Here is a 21,114-nt window from a genome sequence, read left to right as displayed (position 1 = left end):
GTCGTTACTTGGCTTGAACGCCCTTTTCAACTACTGCATCGCTAGCGACTACTGCCGTTACGGCCGCTACCGGGCTATTTGCCATCGTCAATTTGTATGGCTCGACCGGCGTCACGCACAGGGCGTCGGAAACGATGGTGCGGTTCAGGATTGCCTTGTACAGATCGCTAGGGACGGCGCTGTAGCGGCGGACCGGGTCGCGTTCGCTAGGCTTGGCCAGCTCCAGGTAGTCGTCGCGGTTCAGCGCGCCGCCACCGGCACGTGCCGATGCCACCCATTTGTCGAAGTCCGCATCGTTCACGCCGTGGAACTTGAAGCGCATGCCCGAGAAACCGGCACCGCTGTAGTTGGCGGAAAAGCCCTTGTATTCGCCAGGCTTGTTGATGACGGCATTCAACTGGGTTTCCATGCCCGGCATGGCGTAGATCTGACCTGCCAGTGCGGGGATGAAGAACGAGTTCATGACGGACGAAGCGGTGATCTTGAAGCGGATCGGACGGTCGACGGGCGCGTACAGTTCATTCACGGAAGCGATGCCTTGCTCCGGATAGATGAACAGCCATTTCCAGTCCAGGGCCACGACTTCGACGATCATCGGTTTGTGGCTGGCAGGAATCGGACGGTTGGCGTCGATACGGCTCAGCGGACGATAAGGATCGAGGGTGTGGGTGCTGATCCAGGTCAGCAGGCCCAGCACGATGATGATCAGCAGGGGCGCGCCCCAGATGATCAGCTCGAGGCGAGTCGAGTGGTCCCAGTCCGGCTCGTATTTGGCCGCGGTGTTGTTTTTTCTATAGCGCCATGCGAAAAGCAGGGTCAGGGCGATTACCGGAACGATAATCAACAGCATCAGCAATGTCGAGATGACAATCAGATTGCCTTGCTGAACTGCGATGTCTCCGGACGGATTCAGTACCACCGTATTGCAACCAGCCAACAATGCGAGAGGTAAAAGAAGCAGTCCGCGACGAACTTTTAATGAAAACATACAGGAAAGTCCAGTACAGGGGATGAAGATATGGTACTGTATTCTCACTGGAGCGCGTTGGCAATTGGACGTTTTGTCCTACCCCTTGCTCGGATTTTCACTCGGTGGTTGCGGAGTTTTCCTACAACTATCTATTGAATAGTCCTACTCCGGGCGTGAGACACCCGGGGTATGTTACGCGTTGGCCGAACTCGAAACTATATTGGAGACGATCATCATGTCCAGCACGCGCATACACAGCGGGGATGTACCCGCTGACTTTTCCCCCCATTCCCTGCGCGACGCAAGCGGGGCCGGTACGGTCGAATCGCATATCGACCCCGGTGAGATCGCCGTCGGCGTGATCATCGGCCGCGCTTCCGAATACTTTGACTTCTTTGTCTACGCCATCGCTTCGGTGCTGGTGTTTCCGCGCGTCTTCTTCCCATTCGAAGAACGCCTGGAAGGGACTTTATATGCCTTCCTGATTTTCTCGTTCGCCTTCATAGCCCGTCCGTTCGGCACCGTGATCTTCATGGAGATCCAGCGCCGCATGGGACGCAGCGCCAAGCTGACGTTCGCCCTCTTCCTGCTGGGCGTATCCACGGCCGGCATCGCTTTCCTGCCGACCTATTCCCACCTGGGCTTTGCCGCCATCATCTGGCTGTCCGTGCTGCGCATCGGCCAGGGCGTGGCGCTGGGCGGCTCATGGGATGGCCTGCCATCGCTGCTGGCCCTGAACGCGCCGGAAAACAAGCGGGGCTGGTACGCCATGCTGGGCCAGCTGGGCGCACCCGCCGGCTTCCTGATCGCCGCCGGCCTGTTCTGGTTCATGCTGACCACCCTGACGGATGAAGACTTCCTCGACTGGGGCTGGCGCTATCCGTTCTATGTGGCGTTCGCCATCAACGTGGTCGCCCTGTTTGCCCGTCTGCGCCTGGTATCGACGAATGAATATGCGCGCCTGCTCGACGAACGCGAACTGCAGCCCGTGAGCGTGTTTGAAATGAGCCGCGGCCAGGGCCGCAACGTGCTGATCGGCGCCCTGGCCGCGCTGGCCAGCTATGCGCTGTTCCACCTGGTGACCGTGTTCCCGCTGTCGTGGATTTCCGTCTACCAGACGCGCTCCGCGCCGGACTTCCTGCAGATCCAGATGCTCGGTGCCGTGCTGGCCGCCATCGGCGTGGTGATTTCCGGCTTGCTGGCCGATAAAGTGGGCCGCCGCACCACCCTGGGCGTGCTGGCCGTGCTGATCGCCATCTTCAGCGCCTTCGTGCCGACCCTGATGGGTGGCGGCAATACGGGCCAGGACGTGTTCATCCTCGTGGGCTTCAGCCTGCTGGGCTTGTCCTACGGCCAGGCAGCCGGCGCCGTGACGGCCAACTTCCCTGCCCGCTTCCGCTACACGGGCGCGGCCCTGACGTCCGACCTGGCCTGGCTGGTCGGTGCCGGCTTTGCCCCGCTGGTGGCGCTGGGCCTGTCGGCCAACTTCGGCCTCGCCTACGTCAGCTTCTACCTGCTGTCGGGCGCCGTCGCCTCGCTGGCCGCGCTGAGCCTGAACCGGGCGCTGGAAATCCGCGACTGACATATATATAGTGCGCAGCGCGCGCAGTACTGAAAAACGCCGGCATCGTCCGGCGTTTTTTCATGGGCCGGTGCAACCTGACGCCACGCTCACTGTATCGCCAGCTGCCGCCCGCCCGTGCCCTCTTTCTTCGGCAAGTCCAGCAGCAGGACGCCATCCTGGTAGCGCGCCTGGGCGCCCGCATCGTCCACCTCCTGGGGCAGCACGAAACTGCGGTACTGTTGCCCGTACTCGCGCTCGCTGCGCACGATCTTGCCGCCCGCGTCACGCGTCTCTCGCTCATTCTTGCGTTCCGCACTGATGGAGACCCGGTTGCCGTCGATCGACACCTTGATGTCGTCTTTGCTGACACCGGGAAGGTCCGCCTGGACCAGATAGGTTTGCTCGGTCTCGGAAATATCGACACGCATGCGTCCATTGCCTACATCGCGCACGTGCAATACGGGCGCAAAAAAGTCGTGCATGAATTCTTCCATGTCGCTGAAAGGGTCGAAACGCCCCAGCGGGTGCTGCGGATCGCGGCGGATCAGATGGTTGGCCATGATGTGTCCTCCTGCATGGGCTGGCTTGCACACGGTAGCCTCCATGCCCCAGCATCTTGCGCTTGGCGCACGGACGCCACCACCTCCTGCATCTTAGGGCGCGAACGGCCAATCTCTTTGATCTGCCTCAATCGTGACCCGCTTGATTTTCCTGGATGAGCATCCGTGCGCTGTCACGCATTGCATCGGCGTGCGGGTCCGCAATTCCCCCCAAGGCTGTTATGCTAGCGCACGCTATGCTTGACCACCAGAAATCTTGCATTTCAATTAAAATTGACTTTTTCGCGACAGCCTTACACGGACATGATGAATACCAAGACCCCGATCGACTCCTTCAGCTTTCGCCGCATCCTGGCCCGCAACGTTACCTTGCCACTGGTCATCGGGGTCGTCACGGCCCTCGTCTTCGTCGGCCTGATCGCCTACCTGCTCTCGGCCCTGCGCTCGGTCGAGCATTCCGAACGGGTGATCGGCAATGCGAATGAAGTCATGAAATTGTCCGTCGACCTGGAGACGGGCATGCGCGGCTACTTGCTGACGGGCGATGAAACGTTCTTGGCGCCATATAAATCGGGCAAGGCAAAGATCGCCGTGGAAATGAATACCCTGCTGGACCTGGTATCCGACAGCCCCATCCAGGTCGACCGCCTGCGCCGCATCCGCGCGCTGCAAGGCCAGTGGATGGAGTACGCCGAAGCCGTGATCGCCCAGCGCCGCAGCAACCAGGAATTCCTCGCGCGCGTGCGCCAGGGCGAAGGCAAGCTGGAGTTTGACGAAATCCGCCGCGAATTCCTCACCTTCCTGTCCATGGAACAGCGGCTGCGCCAGGAGCGGGCCGATACGGCCGAGAGCCGCACCATGCTGGCCGTGCTGGTATTCCTCGTCCTCAGCCTGGGATTGTCGGGCCTGCTGGCCTACCTGGGCCGGCGCGAGCTGCTGCGCCTGTCCGACATCTACAACGATGCGCTCGAGCAGCGCGGCAAGGACAACGACGTGCTGCAGGAGCAGGCGTGGCTGCGCACGGGCCAGACGGAACTGGCGGCCCACACGAGCGGCCAGCTGGGCTTGCCGCAACTGGGACGGCATGTGCTGGACTTCCTGGCCCACCGCCTGGAAGTGGCCGTGGCCACCCTGTACGTCGTCGACGACGATGGCAGCCTGCGCCGCACGGCCGTGTACGGCTTCAACGAACAGGGCGTGAAGGACAAGCAGGTCTTCAAGCTGGGCGAAGGCCTGGTGGGCGAGACGGCGCGCGAGAAGCGCCTCAAGCACATCAAGCAGTTGCCGCAGGACTATCTGACCGTGACGTCCGGCCTGGGCCATGGCGCGCCGCTGGAACTGGTCCTGGCGCCCGTCAACAATGAAGGCGTCGTCAACGGCGTCATCGAACTGGGCTTCACGCATCCCGTCAGCGAACGCGCGAAGGAATGGCTGAATCTGATTGCAGCAAATGTCGGCACCTCGCTGGAAGCGGCCCTGTACCGCCAGCGCCTGCAAAACGTGCTGGAAGAAACCCAGCAACTGAACGAGGAACTGGAAGTGCAGCAGGAAGAGCTGCGGACGGCCAATGAAGAACTGGGCGAACAGTCGCGCGTGCTGGAACAGTCGCAAGCCCACCTGGAAGAGCAAAAGGCGGCGCTGGAGCAATCGAACGAGCAGCTGGCCGTGCAGGCGCTGTCGCTGGACCAGAAAAACATGGCCATCGGCCAGGCCCACGCCCAGCTGGAAGCGCGCGCCGAAGAGCTGCAGCGGGCCAGCCGCTACAAGTCCGAATTCCTGGCAAATATGTCGCACGAGCTGCGCACGCCGCTGAACAGCTCGCTTATCCTGTCCAAGCTGCTGTCGGACAACACCAGCGGCAACCTGACGCCGGAACAAGTGACGTTTGCGCAAACCATTTATTCGGCCGGCAACGATCTACTGACCCTGATCAACGATATCCTCGACATTTCCAAGGTCGAGGCGGGCAAGCTGGAACTGAACCCGGAAGCCGTGCCTTTCGACGAGCTGCTCAGCAGCATGAAGATGCTGTTCGGCGCCCAGGCGCAGCAAAAGAAACTGGGCTTTGACGTCAAGGTGGCGCCCGACGCCCCGCCGTCCTTCGTCAGCGACCGCCAGCGCCTCGAGCAGATCCTGAAGAACCTGCTGTCCAACGCCATCAAGTTTACGGATGCGGGCACGGTATCGCTGCACGTGAGTACCGATGCGGCCGGCCAGGTGCGTTTCCAGGTGCAGGATTCCGGCATCGGCATCGCCGACGACCAGCAGCAGAAGATTTTCGACGCCTTCCACCAGGCCGACGGCACCACCAGCCGCCGCTATGGCGGCACGGGCCTGGGCTTGTCGATCTCGCGCGACCTGGCCGCCTTGCTGGGCGGCAGCATCGAACTGGCCAGCACGGCCGGCCAGGGCAGCACGTTCACCCTGGTGCTGCCGCACAGCATGCCCGAGCGCGCGCCGGAAGCCGCGCCGGCAGCCGTGTCGGCGCCATCCGCGCCGCAGCCGACCGCGAAGCCGGCCGCCGCCGCCGCAACCAAGGCGGCGCCCGCCGTCAAGCCCGTGCCCCTGCCCACCTTCCAGGACGACCGCGACAGCACGCCAGCGGGCAAGACGGGCCAGCGTTCCGTGCTGGTGATCGAGGATGAGCCGTCGTTTGCGGGCATCCTGTTCGACCTCGCGCATGAAATGCAATACCGCTGCCTGGTGGCGCATGGCGCCGACGAAGGCTTGCGCCTGGCGGAAGAGTTCCTGCCCGACGCCATCCTGCTCGACATGGGCTTGCCGGACCGCCCGGGCTTGCTGGTCTTGCAGCAACTCAAGGAAAACCCGCTGACGCGCCACATTCCCGTGCACATCGTGTCCGGCAACGACCAGATGCAGGAAGCCATGCAGCTGGGCGCCATCGGCTACGCCACCAAGCCGCGCACGCGCGAGCAGCTGAAGGAAGTGTTCCGCAAGCTCGAATCGAAGTTCACGCAAAAGATGAAGCGCATCCTGCTGGTCGAGGATGACGAACGCCAGCGCGAAAGCGTGGTGCACCTGATCAGCGACGACGACGTGGAAATCACGGCCGTGGCGCTGGGCGAACAGGCGCTGGAATTGCTCAAGACGCAGATTTTCGACTGCATGATCATCGACCTCAAGCTGCCCGACATCGAGGGCAACGAATTGCTCGAGCGCATGGAGCATGAAGAGCTGTGCTCGTTCCCGCCCGTCATCGTCTACACGGGCCGCAACCTGAGCCGCGAGGAAGAAGCGGACCTGATGAAGTATTCGCGCTCCATCATCATCAAGGGCGCCCGCTCGCCCGAGCGCCTGCTGGACGAAGTCACCCTCTTCCTGCACAAGGTGGAATCGGAACTGTCGAGCGAGCGCCAGGGCATGCTGCAGCAGGTGCGCAGCCGCGAGCGCGTGTTCGAAGGCCGCAAGATCCTGCTGGTGGACGACGACGTGCGCAATATCTTTGCCCTGACGAATGCGCTGGAACAAAAAGGCGTGGTGGTGGAAATCGGCCGCAACGGCTTCGAAGCCATCAGCAAGCTCAACAGCGTGGACGATATCGACCTCGTATTGATGGATGTCATGATGCCGGGCATGGATGGCCTGGAAGCGACGCGCCTGATCCGCGCAGACGGCCGCTACAACAAGCTGCCCATCATCGCCATCACGGCCAAGGCCATGAAGAATGACCAGGAAGAATGCCTGCAGGCGGGCGCGTCCGACTACCTGGCCAAGCCGATCGACCTGGACCGCCTGTATTCGCTGCTGCGCGTGTGGATGCCGAAGATGGAACGCATGTGATGGCACGCCATGTCAGGGAGCGGCGCTGATGTCCCAGCGCTATACGGACGCGCAACTGCACGCGCTGATGGAAGCGCTGTATCAGCGCTACAGCTATGATTTTCGCGACTATTCGCTGCCCTCGCAGCGGCGCCGCCTCAATCACGCGCTCGATCGCTTCCACTGCGCAGACCTGGCAGCGCTGCAGCAACTGGTGCTGGCCGATGCCGCCGCCTTTGGCGGGCTGCTGCAGATTTTGACCGTGCCCGTCACGCAAATGTTCCGCGACCCCGCTTTTTTTCTCGCCCTGCGCGACCACGTGGTGCCCGTGCTGAAGACCTACCCATCGCCGACGATCTGGGTGGCCGGCTGCTGCACGGGCGAGGAAGCGTTGTCGCTGGCCATCGTGCTGCACGAGGAAGGCGTGCTCGAACGCAGCACGATTTATGCCACCGACATCAATCCGCAAGCGCTGGCCACGGCCGCGCGCGGCGTGTATCCGCTGCACCGCATGGCCGATTACAGCGACAGCTACCTGGCCGCGGGCGGCCTGGGCCAGCTGGCCGACTACTACACGGTCGAGCATGCGACGGCGCGTTTCCAGCAGCGCCTGCTCGACAGGATCAACTTTGCCGACCACAGCCTGTCCACGGACAGCGTTTTTATTGAAACGCAATTGATTTGCTGTCGCAATGTCCTGATTTACTTCAATAAAACCTTGCAGGAGCGGGCCCTGGGCCTGTTCCACGACTCGCTGTGCCACCGGGGTTTCCTGGGTTTGGGCAGCAAGGAAAGCACGCACTTTACCCGCTTTGCCGCCGACTTCGAGCCATTGCCGGGTCCCGAAAAGCTCTACCGCAAGCGTGCGCCGTCGCACGCCGCTTCCCACTACGCTGGACGGCAAAGCCATGCCAGGAATGAAACATGATGAATGAAACAAGCACCAAACTGCTGATCGTCGACGATTTGCCGGAAAACCTGCGCGCGCTCAATGCGCTGATACGCGAAAGCGACCGCAGCGTCTACCAGGCGTCGTCGGGCGAAGAAGCGCTGGCCCTGCTGCTGGAACACGATTTCGCGCTGGCCATCCTCGACGTGCAAATGCCGGAGATGGATGGTTTTGAATTGGCACAATTGATGCGCGGCACGGAAAAAACGCGCCACATCCCCATCGTCTTCGTCACGGCGGCCGGCAAGGAAATGAATTTTGCCTTCCAGGGCTATGAAAGCGGCGCCGTTGACTTCCTGCACAAGCCGCTCGACATCAATGCCGTGCAAAGCAAGGTCAACGTCTTCGTTGCCCTGTACCAGCAACGCAGCGAGACGCGGCGCCAGGTGCAGGCGCTGGAACACAGCCGCCAGCAGCAGGAAGCGCTGTTGAAAGAGTTGCGCGCCACCCAGGCGGAACTGCAGCGCTCGCTGCGCCTGCGCGACGAATTCATGTCCATGGTGGCGCACGAGCTGCGCACGCCCCTGAACACGCTGTTCCTGGAAACGCAGATGCGCACCGTCAACCTCGAACGGGGCAACCTGGCCGCTTTCGAGCCGGATAAGCTGAACAAGATGGTGGCGCGCGACGGGCGGCAAATCCGCAGTATGGTGCGCCTGATCGACGACATGCTCGACGTCTCGCGCATCACCAGCGGCAAGCTGTCGATCCGCCGCGAAGCCGTCGACCTGACGTGCCTGGTGCGCCGCGTGGCCGACGACCTGGGGCCGTACGCGGCCGCCACGGGCAGCGTGCTGGAAGTGCTGGCTTTCGAGCCCATCCAGGGTTTCTGGGATGCCTTCCGCGTCGAGCAGATCGTCGTCAACCTGATCAGCAATGCCGTGCGCTACGGCCAGGGCCAGCCCGTGGAAATCAGCCTGGCGCACACGCAGAACAGCGCCGTCATCGAAGTGCGCGACCATGGCATCGGCATCAACGCGCGCGACCAGGAACGCATCTTCGACGCCTTCGAGCGCGTCATGCACCAGGACCGCACGGGCGGCCTGGGCCTGGGCCTGTTCATCACCAAGCAGCTGGTCGATGCGCACGGCGGCGCCATCACCCTGCAAAGCCAGCCCGGCAATGGCGCCCTGTTCAGCGTCACCCTGCCGCTGGCCGGCAGCTGAGGCCGCCATGACCAGCACTCCTGTCTCCCGCAGCCATGCCGGCACCAGCGGCGTGGCCTTTCTGCTGCAACTGGAACGCCGGCTGCGCCTGCTGCAAGACACGGGCGAGATCCTGTCCCTGTCGGCGCAGCTGCTGGGGCAGCGCCTGGGCGCCCAGCAAGTGGCCTGCTTCGACATTGCCCAGGCCCTGCAATGCCCCACCCTCCAGCATGCATGGAGCGACGGCCTGGCGCCGGGCGCCGCCGGCGAATATTTCCTCGGCGATTATGCCGCCCGCCTGGCCGATACGCTGTCTGCGGGCCAGGCACTGGCCGTCAGCGACGTGATGAACGACCCACGCACGGCCATGCCGGCCGCGCTGGCCACGTTTGCGCGCCTGGACATCCGCGCCTTCCTGAACATTCCCATCGCCAAGGATGGCCAGCTGGCGGCCCTGTTCGTCGTGCACAGCCGCGCCGCGCGCCTGTGGCATGCGGACGAGATCGAACTGGCCGTGCAAGTGTCGGAACGGGTCTGGTCCACCATTTTGCGGGCCCAGGCGGAATCGCGCCTGCGCGCCCTCAGTGCCAGCATGGAAACGCAAGTGGCCGAACGCACGCGCGAATTCGGCCGCACCTGGAACGTCAGCCCCGATTTGCTGGGCGTGCTCAACCTCGACGGCTATTTCGAACACTCGAACCCCGCCTGGCAAGCCACCCTGGGCTGGTCGGCGGAGGAAATCCGCACGACGAAATTCCTCGAACTGGTCCACCCGGAAGACTTGCCGCGCACCTATGCGGCCTGGGATGCGGCCAACCAGGGCCAGCCCGCGCTGCGCTTTGAAAACCGCTACCGCCACAAGCTGGGCGGATGGCACTGGCTGTCGTGGGTGGCCGTGCCCGAGGGCGACAAGGTGTATTGCAGCGCGCGCGACATCACCGTGGAAAAGAAACTGGAAGCGGACCTGGCCGCGCGCAACAGCGAGCGCGAGCGCCTGTGGCGCAGCGCGCAAGACTTGATGGTGGCCATCGATGCCGACGGCTGCTTTGCCGCCGTCAACCCGGCCGCCAGCGCCATCCTGGGCTGGCTGCCCGAGGAAATGCTGGGCCGCAGCATCTTCGACTTCGTGCTGCCCGAAGATGCCGCCGCCACGCGCCAGGCGCTGGCGCAAGTGACGCACGAAGCCATGCCCAGCTTTGAAAACCGCTACCGCCACCGCGAGGGCGGCCACCGCTGGCTGTCGTGGTCGGCAGCGCCCGAAGGCGACCTGGTGTTCGCCACGGGGCGCCACATCACCCTGGAAAAAGAAGCGGAAAGCACCTTGCGCCGCATGCAAGAATCGCTGCGCCACAGCGAGATGGCTCTGCTGCAATCGCAAAAGCTCGAAGCGCTGGGCAAGCTGACGGGCGGCGTGGCCCATGATTTCAATAACGTCCTGCAAATTATCTCGGGCAATCTGCAACTGCTGCAGCTGAACCTGAACGACGACCCGCTGGCCGCCAAGCGCATCGCCAGCGCCTCGGCCGCCGTGGAACGGGGCGCCAAGCTGTCGGCCCAGCTGCTGGCGTTTGCCCGGCGCCAGCCGTTGAAACCGCTGGTGACGGATCTGGCGCACCTGCTGCGCTCGACGGAAGAACTGCTGCGGCGCGCCACGGGGGAAACCATCGAGACGCGCTTGCTGCTGGCCGACGACTGCTGGCGCGCCCTGGTCGACCCGCACCAGCTGGAAAACGTCATCCTCAACCTGGCCATCAATGCGCGCGACGCCATGGATGGCCAGGGCCAGCTGACCATCGAGCTCAGTAACAGCGTGCTGGGCAGCGACTACGCGGCGCGCCATGCGGACGTGGCGCCCGGCGACTACGTGCAGCTGGCCGTGTCGGATACGGGCACGGGCATTCCCGCCGACCTGCTGGACAAGATTTTCGAACCATTCTTCACGACAAAGAAGGAAGGCGAAGGCACGGGCCTCGGCCTGAGCATGGCGTACGGTTTCCTGCGCCAGAGCGGCGGCCACCTGACGGTGGACAGCGTGCCAGGCCATGGCAGCACCTTCCGCATCTACCTGCCGCGCTCGCTAGAAGCGGAAACGGAACTGCCGCTGCAGCTGGGCGGCCCCGTACTGGGCGGCAAGGAAACCATCCTCGTCGTGGAAGACGACGTGCAGGTGCAGACGACGGTGGTGGACATGCTGCGCGGCCTCGGCTACGCCGTGCTGCGCGCCAGCGATGGCGAAAGCGCGCTGGCCATCGTGGGCAGCGGCGTGGCCATCGACCTGCTGTTCACGGATGTGGTGATGCCGGGCAAGGTGGCCAGCACGGCGCTGGCGCGCCAGGCCCGCATGCTGCTGCCGCAGCTGGCCGTCTTGTTTACGTCGGGCTACACGCAGGACGCCATCATGCAGGGCGGGCGACTGGAACCGGGCGTGGAATTGTTGAGCAAACCGTACCGGCGCGAAGACCTGGCGCGGCGCATCCGCCACCTGCTGGCCAATGGCCGCCACGTGACGGCCCTGCACCAGTACCGCGCGCAGCTGGCGCCGCAGCCGCCCGCGCCGGGGCTGCAACCCGGCATGCGCCACATCCTGCTGGTGGAAGACAATGCGGACGCGCGCGCCATGACCAGCGAACTGCTGGCCATGCTGGGACACACGGTGCAAGCCGTCGGCACGGCCGAGGAAGCCTTGCCCCTGCTGGGCACGCCGGGACTGGAACTGCTGCTCACCGATATCAGCCTGCCGCACATGTCCGGCGTCGAGCTGGCCGAACTGGCGGCCCGCGAGCGGCCGCAGCTGGAAGTGGTGTTTTCCACCGGCCATGCGCCCGCCAATTCCGGCGTGCTGGACCCGGCCGCGCGCTTCCTCGTCAAGCCATTTACCGTCGAGCAACTGCAGCAAGCACTGCTGGCGCCCGCCGGCCCGCCGGCGTAACCGGCCTAAGCTGCCCAAGCTGCCTAATAGACTTCCAGCCGGCGCGCCTTCAGTGCGCCGGCCAGCTCCTCCAGTCCAAACGGCTTGCGCAGGAAGCGCGCGCTGGGGTCCTGCATCAGGCTGGCGCCCCAGTCATGCCCGGAAGCAAACACCACGTCCAGCTGGGGCCAGTGGGCACGCGCGTGGCGCGCCAGTTCCAGGCCCGACATGGTGGGCAGGCTGATGTCCGTCACCAGCACGTCCAGGCCCGGCATGGCCAGCAATGGCAACGCTTCCTCGGCGCTGGCCACGCCGTGCACGGTGTGGCCCAGCATATTGAGCATCTCGGTCGTCATTTCGCGCGCGTCGTCATTGTCTTCCACCAGCAGGATGCGCCGCCCGGACGGGTCGGGCGCGCCCACCAGGCGGCGATCGGCCAGCAAATGGCGCACGCGCCGCGCCAGGTCTTCGCGCCGGTAAGGTTTGCTCAGCAGTTCCACGCCCGGGTCCAGGCGTCCGCCCTGCATGATGGCGTTGTGCGTATACCCCGAAGTAAACAAGACGGCCAGCTCCGGCAGCAGCAGCCTGGCCTGCTGCGCCAGCTCCTTGCTGCTGACGGGACCGGGCATCACCACGTCCGTAAACAGCAGGTCAATGGCCACGCCCGTGCCCAGCAGGGCCAGCGCCGAGGCGCCGTCGTCCGCATGCAGCACGTCGTAGCCGAGGCCGCGCAGCATGTCGACCACCGTGTGCTGCACGGGCGCATCGTCTTCCACCACGAGGATGGTCTCGCTGCCGCCCAGCACGGGGCCGGACAGGCCCGGTGGCGGCTCGGCCAGTTTTTCCAGCGAACGGGGCAGATAGATCTTGAAGGTCGTGCCCGCGCCCGGTGCGCTGTGCACCTTGATGTGGCCCGCGCTCTGGCGGATGAAGCCGTAGGCCATGGACAGGCCCAGGCCCGTGCCCTCGCCTTCGCGCTTGGTGGTGAAGAACGGTTCGAAAATCTGGTCGATCACGTCGCGCTCCATGCCGTGGCCCGTGTCGGTGATGGTCAGCAGCACGTATTGCCCCTCCAGCACGTCGGCATGCAGGCTGGCGTAGGCGGCATCGAGCGTGACATTGCTCAAGGTAAAAGTCAGGCGCCCGCCTCCTTCCATCGCGTCGCGCGCATTGATGGCCATGTTGAGCAGCACGTTTTCCATCTGGTTCGGGTCGACCAGGGTATGCCACAAGCCTTCGCTGATGAAGGTTTCCTCGGAAACCGCCTCGCCCAGGGCGCGGCGGATCAGCTCATGCATGCGGCGCAGCAGACGGCCCAGGTCCGTCACCAGCGGCTTCAACGGTTGGCGCCGCGCAAAGGCCAGCAGTTGCGACGACAGCTTGGCGCCCCGCTCCACGGCCGAGGCTGCCGAATCGAGGCGCTTGGCCGCCTGCGGATTGTCGGCCACCGTCAGTTTCAGCAACTGCAAATTGCCGGAAATGATTTGCAGCACGTTATTGAAATCGTGGGCCACGCCGCCCGTCAGCTTGCCGATCGATTCCAGCTTCTGCGCCTGCAGCAGCGCCTGTTCGCTGCGCACCAGCGCCAGCCGCGCCTCTTTTTCATCGGTGACGTCGCGGCCGATGGCGTGGATCAGCTTTTGCGCCGGCACGGCCGTCCAGGAAATCCAGCGGTAGCCCCCGTCGCGGCGCCGGTAGCGGTTTTCCATGCGCAAGGTGGGCGCGCCATGGGCCAGCCGCGACAAGTCCTTCAAGGCGGCCATGCGGTCATCGGGATGCACGAGACTGATGAAATCCATGCCCAGCGATTCGATTTCCGGCCGGTCCAGGATCTGGCTCCAGGCGGGATTGACGGCGATGATCATGCCGGCCAGGTCCGCCACCAGCATGATATCGGTCGACAGCCGCCACATGCGGTCGCGGTCGGCCGTGCGGTTGGCCATTTCCACTTCCAGCGAGGAATTCAGGTAGGCCATCTTTTCCAGCACGTTCTTCTGTTCCTGCACGTCCGTGTTCGTGCCCACCCAGCGCAGCACCTTGCCCGCCTCATCGAACAGGGGCAAGGCGCGGGCCAGGAACCAGCGGTAGGCGCCGTCGCTGGCGCGGCGCATGCGGAATTCGTATTCGTAGGCGCTGGCCGTGGCGACGGCCCGTTCCCAGCTTTTCTGCGTGGCCTGCACGTCGTCCGGATGCACGCAGTTGCGAAAACCGCTCGACACGAGGGACTTCATCGATTGCCCCGTGTACTCGCACACCTGTTCGTTGACCCAGTAGGTGGCGCCGCTGCCATGCGCGAGCCAGGCCTGGTTGGGCATGGTCGAAGCGAGCGAACGGAACTGCGCCTCGCTGTCGAGCAAGGCATTGCGCGCCTGCCAGTGCTCGTCGATATCCTCGCACGAGCCATACCATTTCACGGCCTGGCCCCGCTCGTCGAGCCGGCAGTAGGCGCGCGAATGCACCCAGCGGTACAAGCCGTTCTGCCAGCGCACCCGCATTTCCGCATCGAAAGGCTGGCCGCTGCCCACCGCCTCGCTCCAGGCCGCCAGGGAATGGCGCACGTCGTCGGGGTGGATGGCGTCCAGCCAGTTGGTGCCCAGGCCGCTGCAACCGGTCCATTCGCGCCAGCGCTGGGCCACGTAATCGAGCTTGCCGTCGATATCGGCCGTCCACAGCACTTGCGTGTTGAGTTCGATGGCGTAATGAAAATGTTCGCGGCTGTCGTGCAGGGCTCTTTCCAGCTGGCCCCGCTCGATGACATGCGCGGACACGCGCGCGGCCAGCGCCAGCAGTTCGATTTCAGGCTGGGTGGGATGGCATGGCGCCTGGAAAAACAGGCCCAGCACGCCCAGTATATGTCCCTTGGCGCCAAACACGGGGGCGACCCAGCAGGCGCGGTAGCCGTGCAGCATGGCTTCCTTGCGTCCCGCACTCCAGTTCACGTCGCGCGTGATGTCGCCGCAATATACGGGCGCGCCGGAAAAGGCCGCCGTGCCGAACGGCGAAGGCTGTTCGCCGCCGTGGCGCAAGGCCAGGCACAGGTCTTGCGGCAGGCTGGGCGCGGACAAACCGCAAAAGCGGTCGGCCTCGTCGATGAGCACGAGGCAGGCATGCGCGCCGCCCTCGGCCAGGTCTTGCAGCGCCAGCAACAAATGCTCCAATGCATGGGCCAGGTCCGCGCCTGCCGCGATACTGCCCAGCGCACCATGCTCGGCGTCCAGCAATGAAAGAATGTTGTTTGCGTGCACCGTGTCGATAAGGGGAAAACTGATGCCCGGAATATACCATGGGGCACCCCTGTTGAAGGAGGAAAACAGCTCAGTGTTTTATGCCCGGGCCGGACGCAGGCAGGCAGGCAGGCAGGCGGACGGCCCTATGCTACAGTGTTGTTCTCTTCTCAAGCGTAACCTATGATGCCCACGTCCCTGCCCTCCTCCCTGATCGCCACCGCCCTGCTTGCCGCTACCCACGGCGCCGTCGCCGCTCCCATGAGCCTGGACGACTACCTGGCCCTGAACGGCCCCGCCCCCACGGCGCAGCTCGCCTATGGTCCCGCGCCGTCGCAATACGCGCAGCTGTTCCGCCCCGAAGGCAGCGGACCGTTCCCCGTCGTCGTGCTCGTGCATGGCGGCTGCTGGACGGTAGCCTTCGGCGGCATCAGGCAGATGCGCAACGTGGCCGGCGCCCTGGTGGCGCAAGGCATCGCCGTGTGGAATGTGGAATACCGGCGCGTGGACGAGCCGGGCGGTGGCTACCCGGGCACGTACGAAGACATGCACGCGGCGCTGGACAGCCTGCAACAGCACGCGCCCCAGTACCAGCTGGACGTGGACCGCATCGTGGCCATGGGCCATTCGGCCGGGGGCCAGCTGGTGCAATGGATTGCAGGGCGGGAAAAACTGCCGAAGACGAGCCCCCTGTACCGCGACAAGTTCCTGCCCGTGAAAAATATTATCAGCCTGGGCGGCCTGGCCGACCTGCGCCATGAAAAAGAGTTGATCAGGACCAGCTGCGAGCGCGACATCGCGCAATTGGCAGGCAGCGCCAGCACAGAGCGCCCCGACATCTACAGCGACACCAATGCGGCCGAGCTGATCCCCAACGGCAGCCGCACCGTACTGATCACAGGCGAGCTCGACACCATCTCCCCGCCCCGCGTCGCGCACGATTACGCGACCAAGGCAATCAAGGCCGGCGACCATGCGGAAGTGCTGATCTTGCCGGGCGCCAGCCATTACGACGAGATTGCGGCCACGTCGAATGCGTGGATGATGATTTTGCCGGTGCTTCGGCAGATGCTGGGGATGACGGACGGCAAGAGCCGATAAGGCAGGCGATCGATGGATGCGAAGACGCAGTTTTCGAACCGGGCAATGAAGGTGAACCATGCGGGAGAGCAAGGTGCCATCGGCATTTATACGGGCCAGATCTTCATGGCACGTTGGACGGCAAGTCATCTCGTACAGGAACTGCGCGCCATCAGGGTGCATGAACGGGAACACAGGACGATATTTCACGACGTTCTCGAGCGCCGTGGCTTGCCGCGCTGCCGCAGCTATTACCTGTGTGCAACTGGAGGCTACGTGCTGGGCATCGTTACGGGGCTGTGCGGCGCGCGCGCGATCTCGCTGACGACCGTGGCCGTCGAACGCGTGGTCCTGCGGCATCTGCGCCACCAGCTCGCCATGCTGAGCGACGACGATGACGCAAGCGGCGCCATTACAGCGATACTCAGGGACGAACAGGAACATCACGACCAGGCATCCATCCGCACGCAAGACAGTGGCATGTTCGGACGCATGCTGAGCGCCGTAGTGTCCGGCGCCACGGAATCGGTGATCTGGCTGGGAATGCGCCTGTAAGCCAAAAGATGTCGAGTACCTGGTGTTTGCATGTCGTCGTGGCGACGGGGCAGAGGCATATTCATCGCTGGAGCGACTCAAAGTTATGATTTCGATATTTTTATAGGCATATACAATGGCGTATGACAGGATTGATTGGCATTCTGGCGAAAACTATCCCGATGACTTGCCGGAAGAGAATGGCGGCATCCCTATCGGCATGTTCCTGGCCTGGTTGCTGAACCAGGACATGGCGAGCGCTTTTCACCGCACGGATTCCCCCGAGGAGCTCAAGCGCCTGGCACGCCGGGAAATGACCGGACTTCAATTTCTGATCGATGCTTGCGATGGCAAGCTATGGGAAGAGGATCTCAACGATCAGGGCAATGCTTTCACCGTTGACTATTACGATAAAAAGTCGGCATTCGCCCAACAGCATGGCAGCTTTCTGCAAGACTATTGTGATGTATTCAACCGTCACGCCGCCGAACATGGCTTCGAGTATCCCAGCGTCTATCACGTCCAGAATACCTGGGAGAAATTCGATCTGCTGAAACCCACCCTCGACCAGCGCTACGGCCAATGGCAAGCGTGGTCGGCCGATCCCGCCAACCGTCAGCGCGATCCCAAAGCCCAGTTTCTCCAGGCATGCCAGGAAGTCGGGAAGTTTCTCGTGCCGCATGGCTTTAAACCGAACAAGGCAGGAACCGTCTGGAAGAAGACGGCGGCCGACAAGGACACCGTTTTCGAGGTGTCCTTCGAGCCCGAACGCTATAATTCCCGCAGCGATGTTCGCATGACGGTCGACCTCTCCATCGCCAGCAAAGCGCTCAAGAGGTGGCTTGCGGAGAGAGGAACCGGTGCAGGCTACGCTGGCGGCATCCTGTTCGGCGGCTTGCGTCGGCCCGACAAGGATGCCAGCGCCATAGTCTGGCAGGTGGCGGGCTTGTCCGCGCGCTCCTCGATTGAGGAGATGGGCCAGTTGCTCACCGAACGCAGCCTGCCGCTTTTCTCCCTGTTCGCCGATCGTCCGCGGGCGCTGGAACATCTTGCGTCGCATGGGGGCGGTTTTTCCGCCATTTGCGAGCCAACGGCTACCCCTTTGTCATTCATGTTGTGCTTCGGGACCCAGGAACAGGCGCAGCTTTTTTTCACTGGCTATGTTGCTTCCAGACCATCCCCGTGGCGGCGCAATATCATTGGGACATTCAACAAGCTGCAAGCAGGGGAAGTTTGGGAATATTCCGCCTACTCGCATGAAACGGATATCAAGCTGGCGTTCCAAAGCGGCCTGAGTCTGCCGCAAAATGCCTGACTTTCCGGGCGGACGCGCGCCAGATTGAAGATGGGAGCAGATTGATCCCTGGCCGCTTGTAGCAGTCGTTCGACTGATACAGCATGTGCCTGTACGCGGCGCCTTGTGCCTTGTCCCTGCCGCGCCGCGCTTCTAGACTGGAGGCCTTTCCACGCTGCGACTGCCGACCATGACCGAACTCCTGCCCCTGATGAGCTATTGCTTTGTCATGTCCGCCACGCCCGGACCGAACAACGTCATGCTGGCCACCACCGGCGCCAATTTCGGCTATCGCGGTGCGCTGCCGGTGATCCTCGGCATCCAGGCCGGCATCTTTGTGCAGACCGTGCTCATGTGCGTGGGGCTGGGCAGCGTGTTCGTCGCGTATCCGATGGCGCAGCAGCTACTGCGGATAGCGGGCGCGCTGTACCTGATATTTTTGGCTTGGAAGCTTGCCGGCGCCTCGGTGGCGGGAGCCAGCGCACCGAAGGCCGTGTCGTTTGCGCAGGCCGCGCTGTTTCAGGCGCTGAACCCCAAGAGCTGGCTCAAGGCGGTCACCATGGCGTCGGTCTTCATGCCTTCGCAGGGCAATATGCTCGCCAGCGCGCTGCTGGTGTCCGTGATCGGCACCGTGGTGGGCACGCCGTGCAACGCCATGTGGGCGCTGTTCGGCGTCTCGATCCGCAGCGTGCTGAAAGCGCCCCGCAACCAGCGCATATTCAACCTGGCGATGGGGGGCATCCTGCTGGTCCTCGCCGTGATGTTTTTACGTTAGACTGCCATCCATGTTCTCCATCGACCGCTCTTCCCCCACCGCCCTGTTCAAACAGATCGAGGCAGCGTTGCGCCAGCAGATCGCGCAACGCGTCTTGCCGGGCGGGACCAGGCTGCCGTCGATCCGCCAGCTCGCCGCCCAGCTTGCGGTCAGCACCAACACCGTGGTGGTGGCCTATGACAGGCTGGTGGCCGCAGGCGTCATCGATACGCACGGCACGACGGGCTTCTTCGTCTGCGCGCCAGTCGACGCCAGCCGCGCCATTCCCGACGAGGTGGCGCTGGAGGCGGGCCAGGAGCAGGAACCGGTTTGGCTGAGCCAGCAAGTGAACGACCAGCGGCCGGGCGTGCTGTTGGCCAGCAGCGGCGCCTTGCCGCCCACCTGGCTGCAGGATGCGCTGCCGGCCGCCGCCGTGCAACGCGGCCTGGCGCGCAGCGCGGCCGGCATGGCTTCGCGCTGTCCGCCGCAAGGGCTGGCCGAACTGCGCGAACAGATCGCGCTGCTGTTGCGCGGCATCGGCATCGCTGCGGACGCCAGCCACATCCTCACCACTTTCGGCGGCACCCATGCAATCGACCTGATCTGCCGCACGTTTCTGCAGCCCGGCGATACGGTGCTGGTGGAAGACCCCGGATACTTCCTGATGTTCGGCAGGCTGCGCCAGGACGGGGTGCGCCTGATGCCCATCAAGCGCCGCCCCGATGGCCTCGACCTGGACGAACTGGAAGCCGCCTGCCGCGCGCACCGTCCGCGCCTGCTGTTCATGCAGACGGCCTTGCACAATCCCACCGGATGGAGCAGCAGCGCCGCCAACCTGCACAAGGTGCTGATCATGGCGCAGCAGTATGGCTTCCTGATCGCCGAAGACGATGTGCACGGCCATTTCCAGCCGGGGCACAGCACGCGGCTGGCATCGCTGTCCGGACTGGACGGCGTGATCTACTACTCCAGCCTGTGCAAGGCGCTGAGCCCGGCCCTGCGCATGGGCTACCTGGCCGCGGCGCCCGCCCTGCTCAAGCTGCTGATGCGGACCAAGATCCACGCCATCATGACCTTGCCCGCGCTGAACGAATACGTTCTGCTGGAAGTACTCAAGGCTGGCAACCTGCGCAAGCACCTGGAGCGGCTGCAACGCAAGATCATGGTGGCGCGCAACGCCAGCACGCGGCAACTGAGCGCGGCCGGCGTGCTGTTCGAGCAGCCCGGCGACGCAGGGATTTTCCTGTGGGGCAGCATGCCCGAAGGGCTGGACGTGGACTTGCTGGTGCAGGACGCCTACCGCAACAAGATCCTGATGATGCGCGGCGCCGCATTCTCGGCCAACGACACGTCCGACCAGCACATCCGCTTCAACGTCGCCTTCAGCCAGCATCCCCGCGTGAGCGCCTACCTTGAAGAACGCCTGCGCGCGGTGGCCGGCGCGCGCTCGACCTTGGCCCGCGCCAGCGGCGCCGCCAGCATCGCGGGCAAGTCCTGAGTATCGGCTGCACCACAGCAGACGTCCTCAAGCGCGAACTGTCACGACAGCAAGAACCCGCCCCCGCCCCCAACCCAGGCTCCCCGGGCCCAGCGGGCCTGAAAAATGGCCAGTGCAAGGCGCGCGGGCGAAGACAGTACGGTTAGTACGGCGAGCCCAAGCAACGCAGCCATGGGCATTTTCTCAGGCCCGCGGCTCTGGCCCGCTCTTCAATAAACAATAAAAACCTACTGCACGCGCGCCAGGTACTGGGCCAGCTGGGAAAAGGTCGCCTTGAACCCCTGCGTCATCGACTCATGCCCTTCCAGGAAAGTCCGATGCTGCTCATCGGTGGCCTTGTGCGGCGTGGAGCGCAAGGTCATCGTCGTCTTGCCGTTCTCTTCCGTCAGGGTCATGACATTGAACGATTCCAAAGGCCAGGTGGCGCTGACGGGGTGCTGCACGGCGTTGCCCTGCTTGTCGGCGAACGACAGGATAGAGACGATCTTTTCCGGCGCTTCGATGGCCTGGTAGGTGAACTTGCCCCACATCTCGTAGCCATTGTCGGCGCGCATGCCGTAGTGGAAGACACCGCCCGGCTTGAGGTCGAGCGCCAGCACGCTCAGTTCGAAGCCGACGGGGCCCCACCATTGGGCCAGGCGTTCCGGCTCCACCCACGACTGGAACACCAGTTCGCGGGGCGCGTCGAAGGTTTGCGTGATGACAAAGTCGCTGCTGTCGCGGTGCTGTCCGTCCTGCTTCTGTTTTTCCGTCGTCATGCTGTCTCCTGATGGTGGTGGGCTCCCTGTTAATGTACCAGCGGCGCCGATAAACGGGAAGGCCTGTACGCCTGTCAAACGGCCATGCTAGAATAT

Annotated in this window: 14 protein-coding genes; 10 read left to right on the top strand and 4 right to left on the bottom strand. The window is 63.8% G+C overall.

The window, feature by feature from the left end:
* Positions 1–4: 4 nt before the first annotated feature.
* Positions 5–988 carry a ubiquinol oxidase subunit II gene (gene cyoA, locus GCN75_RS00750; protein WP_226938890.1) on the bottom strand — a complete coding sequence of 328 codons (984 nt, stop codon included), beginning with the start codon at positions 986–988 and terminating at the stop codon, positions 5–7.
* Between the two features lie 217 nt (positions 989–1,205).
* Here cyoA and GCN75_RS00745 point away from each other — a divergent pair, with 217 nt between their 5' ends.
* Positions 1,206–2,552 carry an MFS transporter gene (locus tag GCN75_RS00745; RefSeq protein WP_152280899.1) on the top strand — a complete coding sequence of 449 codons (1,347 nt, stop codon included), beginning with the start codon at positions 1,206–1,208 and terminating at the stop codon, positions 2,550–2,552.
* A gap of 89 nt (positions 2,553–2,641) precedes the next feature.
* Here GCN75_RS00745 and GCN75_RS00740 read toward each other — a convergent pair whose 3' ends face one another.
* A complete protein-coding gene (locus GCN75_RS00740; RefSeq protein ID WP_152280898.1) occupies positions 2,642–3,094 on the bottom strand; it encodes an Hsp20/alpha crystallin family protein in 453 nt (150 codons plus the stop codon).
* 306 nt (positions 3,095–3,400) lie between these two features.
* Here GCN75_RS00740 and GCN75_RS00735 point away from each other — a divergent pair, with 306 nt between their 5' ends.
* Genes GCN75_RS00735 through GCN75_RS00720 form a run of 4 tightly spaced genes read left to right on the top strand, consistent with a single transcriptional unit; the run spans position 3,401 to position 11,897 of the window.
* Positions 3,401–6,895, top strand: a complete 3,495-nt coding sequence (locus GCN75_RS00735; RefSeq protein WP_152280897.1) for a response regulator — start codon at positions 3,401–3,403, stop codon at positions 6,893–6,895.
* Between the two features lie 28 nt (positions 6,896–6,923).
* A complete protein-coding gene (locus GCN75_RS00730; protein WP_152280896.1) occupies positions 6,924–7,802 on the top strand; it encodes a CheR family methyltransferase in 879 nt (292 codons plus the stop codon).
* The gene (locus GCN75_RS00725) at positions 7,799–8,989 is read left to right on the top strand and encodes a hybrid sensor histidine kinase/response regulator (RefSeq protein WP_226940964.1); all 1,191 of its coding nucleotides are present in this window, start codon (positions 7,799–7,801) and stop codon (positions 8,987–8,989) included. Before GCN75_RS00730 ends, GCN75_RS00725 begins: the two co-directional genes overlap by 4 nt.
* A gap of 7 nt (positions 8,990–8,996) precedes the next feature.
* On the top strand, positions 8,997–11,897 hold the full coding sequence (locus tag GCN75_RS00720; protein WP_193317332.1) for a PAS domain-containing protein: 2,901 nt from the start codon (positions 8,997–8,999) through the stop codon (positions 11,895–11,897).
* A 23-nt stretch (positions 11,898–11,920) separates the two neighbouring features.
* Here GCN75_RS00720 and GCN75_RS00715 read toward each other — a convergent pair whose 3' ends face one another.
* Positions 11,921–15,121 carry a PAS domain-containing protein gene (locus GCN75_RS00715; RefSeq protein WP_226940963.1) on the bottom strand — a complete coding sequence of 1,067 codons (3,201 nt, stop codon included), beginning with the start codon at positions 15,119–15,121 and terminating at the stop codon, positions 11,921–11,923.
* A gap of 165 nt (positions 15,122–15,286) precedes the next feature.
* On the opposite strand from GCN75_RS00715, the gene GCN75_RS00710 reads away from it, so the two are divergent.
* The 5 genes from GCN75_RS00710 (at position 15,287) to GCN75_RS00690 (ending at position 20,260) form a co-directional block, all read left to right on the top strand.
* Positions 15,287–16,201, top strand: coding sequence for an alpha/beta hydrolase (locus GCN75_RS00710; protein WP_152281057.1), 915 nt, complete (start codon positions 15,287–15,289; stop codon positions 16,199–16,201).
* Positions 16,202–16,213: 12 nt separating this feature from the next.
* Positions 16,214–16,735 (top strand): demethoxyubiquinone hydroxylase family protein, encoded by a 522-nt coding sequence (locus GCN75_RS00705; RefSeq protein WP_152280894.1) that lies wholly within the window; start codon positions 16,214–16,216, stop codon positions 16,733–16,735.
* A 115-nt stretch (positions 16,736–16,850) separates the two neighbouring features.
* Positions 16,851–18,029 (top strand): DUF7832 domain-containing protein, encoded by a 1,179-nt coding sequence (locus tag GCN75_RS00700; protein WP_152280893.1) that lies wholly within the window; start codon positions 16,851–16,853, stop codon positions 18,027–18,029.
* Positions 18,030–18,198: 169 nt separating this feature from the next.
* Entirely contained in the window at positions 18,199–18,783 is a 585-nt protein-coding gene (locus GCN75_RS00695; protein ID WP_152280892.1) for a LysE family translocator, read from the top strand.
* A gap of 10 nt (positions 18,784–18,793) precedes the next feature.
* Positions 18,794–20,260, top strand: a complete 1,467-nt coding sequence (locus GCN75_RS00690; RefSeq protein WP_152280891.1) for an aminotransferase-like domain-containing protein — start codon at positions 18,794–18,796, stop codon at positions 20,258–20,260.
* Positions 20,261–20,487: 227 nt separating this feature from the next.
* Here the strand turns inward: GCN75_RS00690 and GCN75_RS00685 are convergent, their stop codons facing one another.
* Entirely contained in the window at positions 20,488–21,018 is a 531-nt protein-coding gene (locus tag GCN75_RS00685) for an SRPBCC family protein (RefSeq protein WP_152280890.1), read from the bottom strand.
* Between the last annotated feature and the right edge of the window lie 96 nt (positions 21,019–21,114).

This window comes from Janthinobacterium violaceinigrum, assembly GCF_009208555.1.
GTDB classification, from domain to species: domain Bacteria; phylum Pseudomonadota; class Gammaproteobacteria; order Burkholderiales; family Burkholderiaceae_D; genus Janthinobacterium; species Janthinobacterium violaceinigrum.
This window is presented reverse-complemented; position numbering and strand designations above follow the sequence as displayed.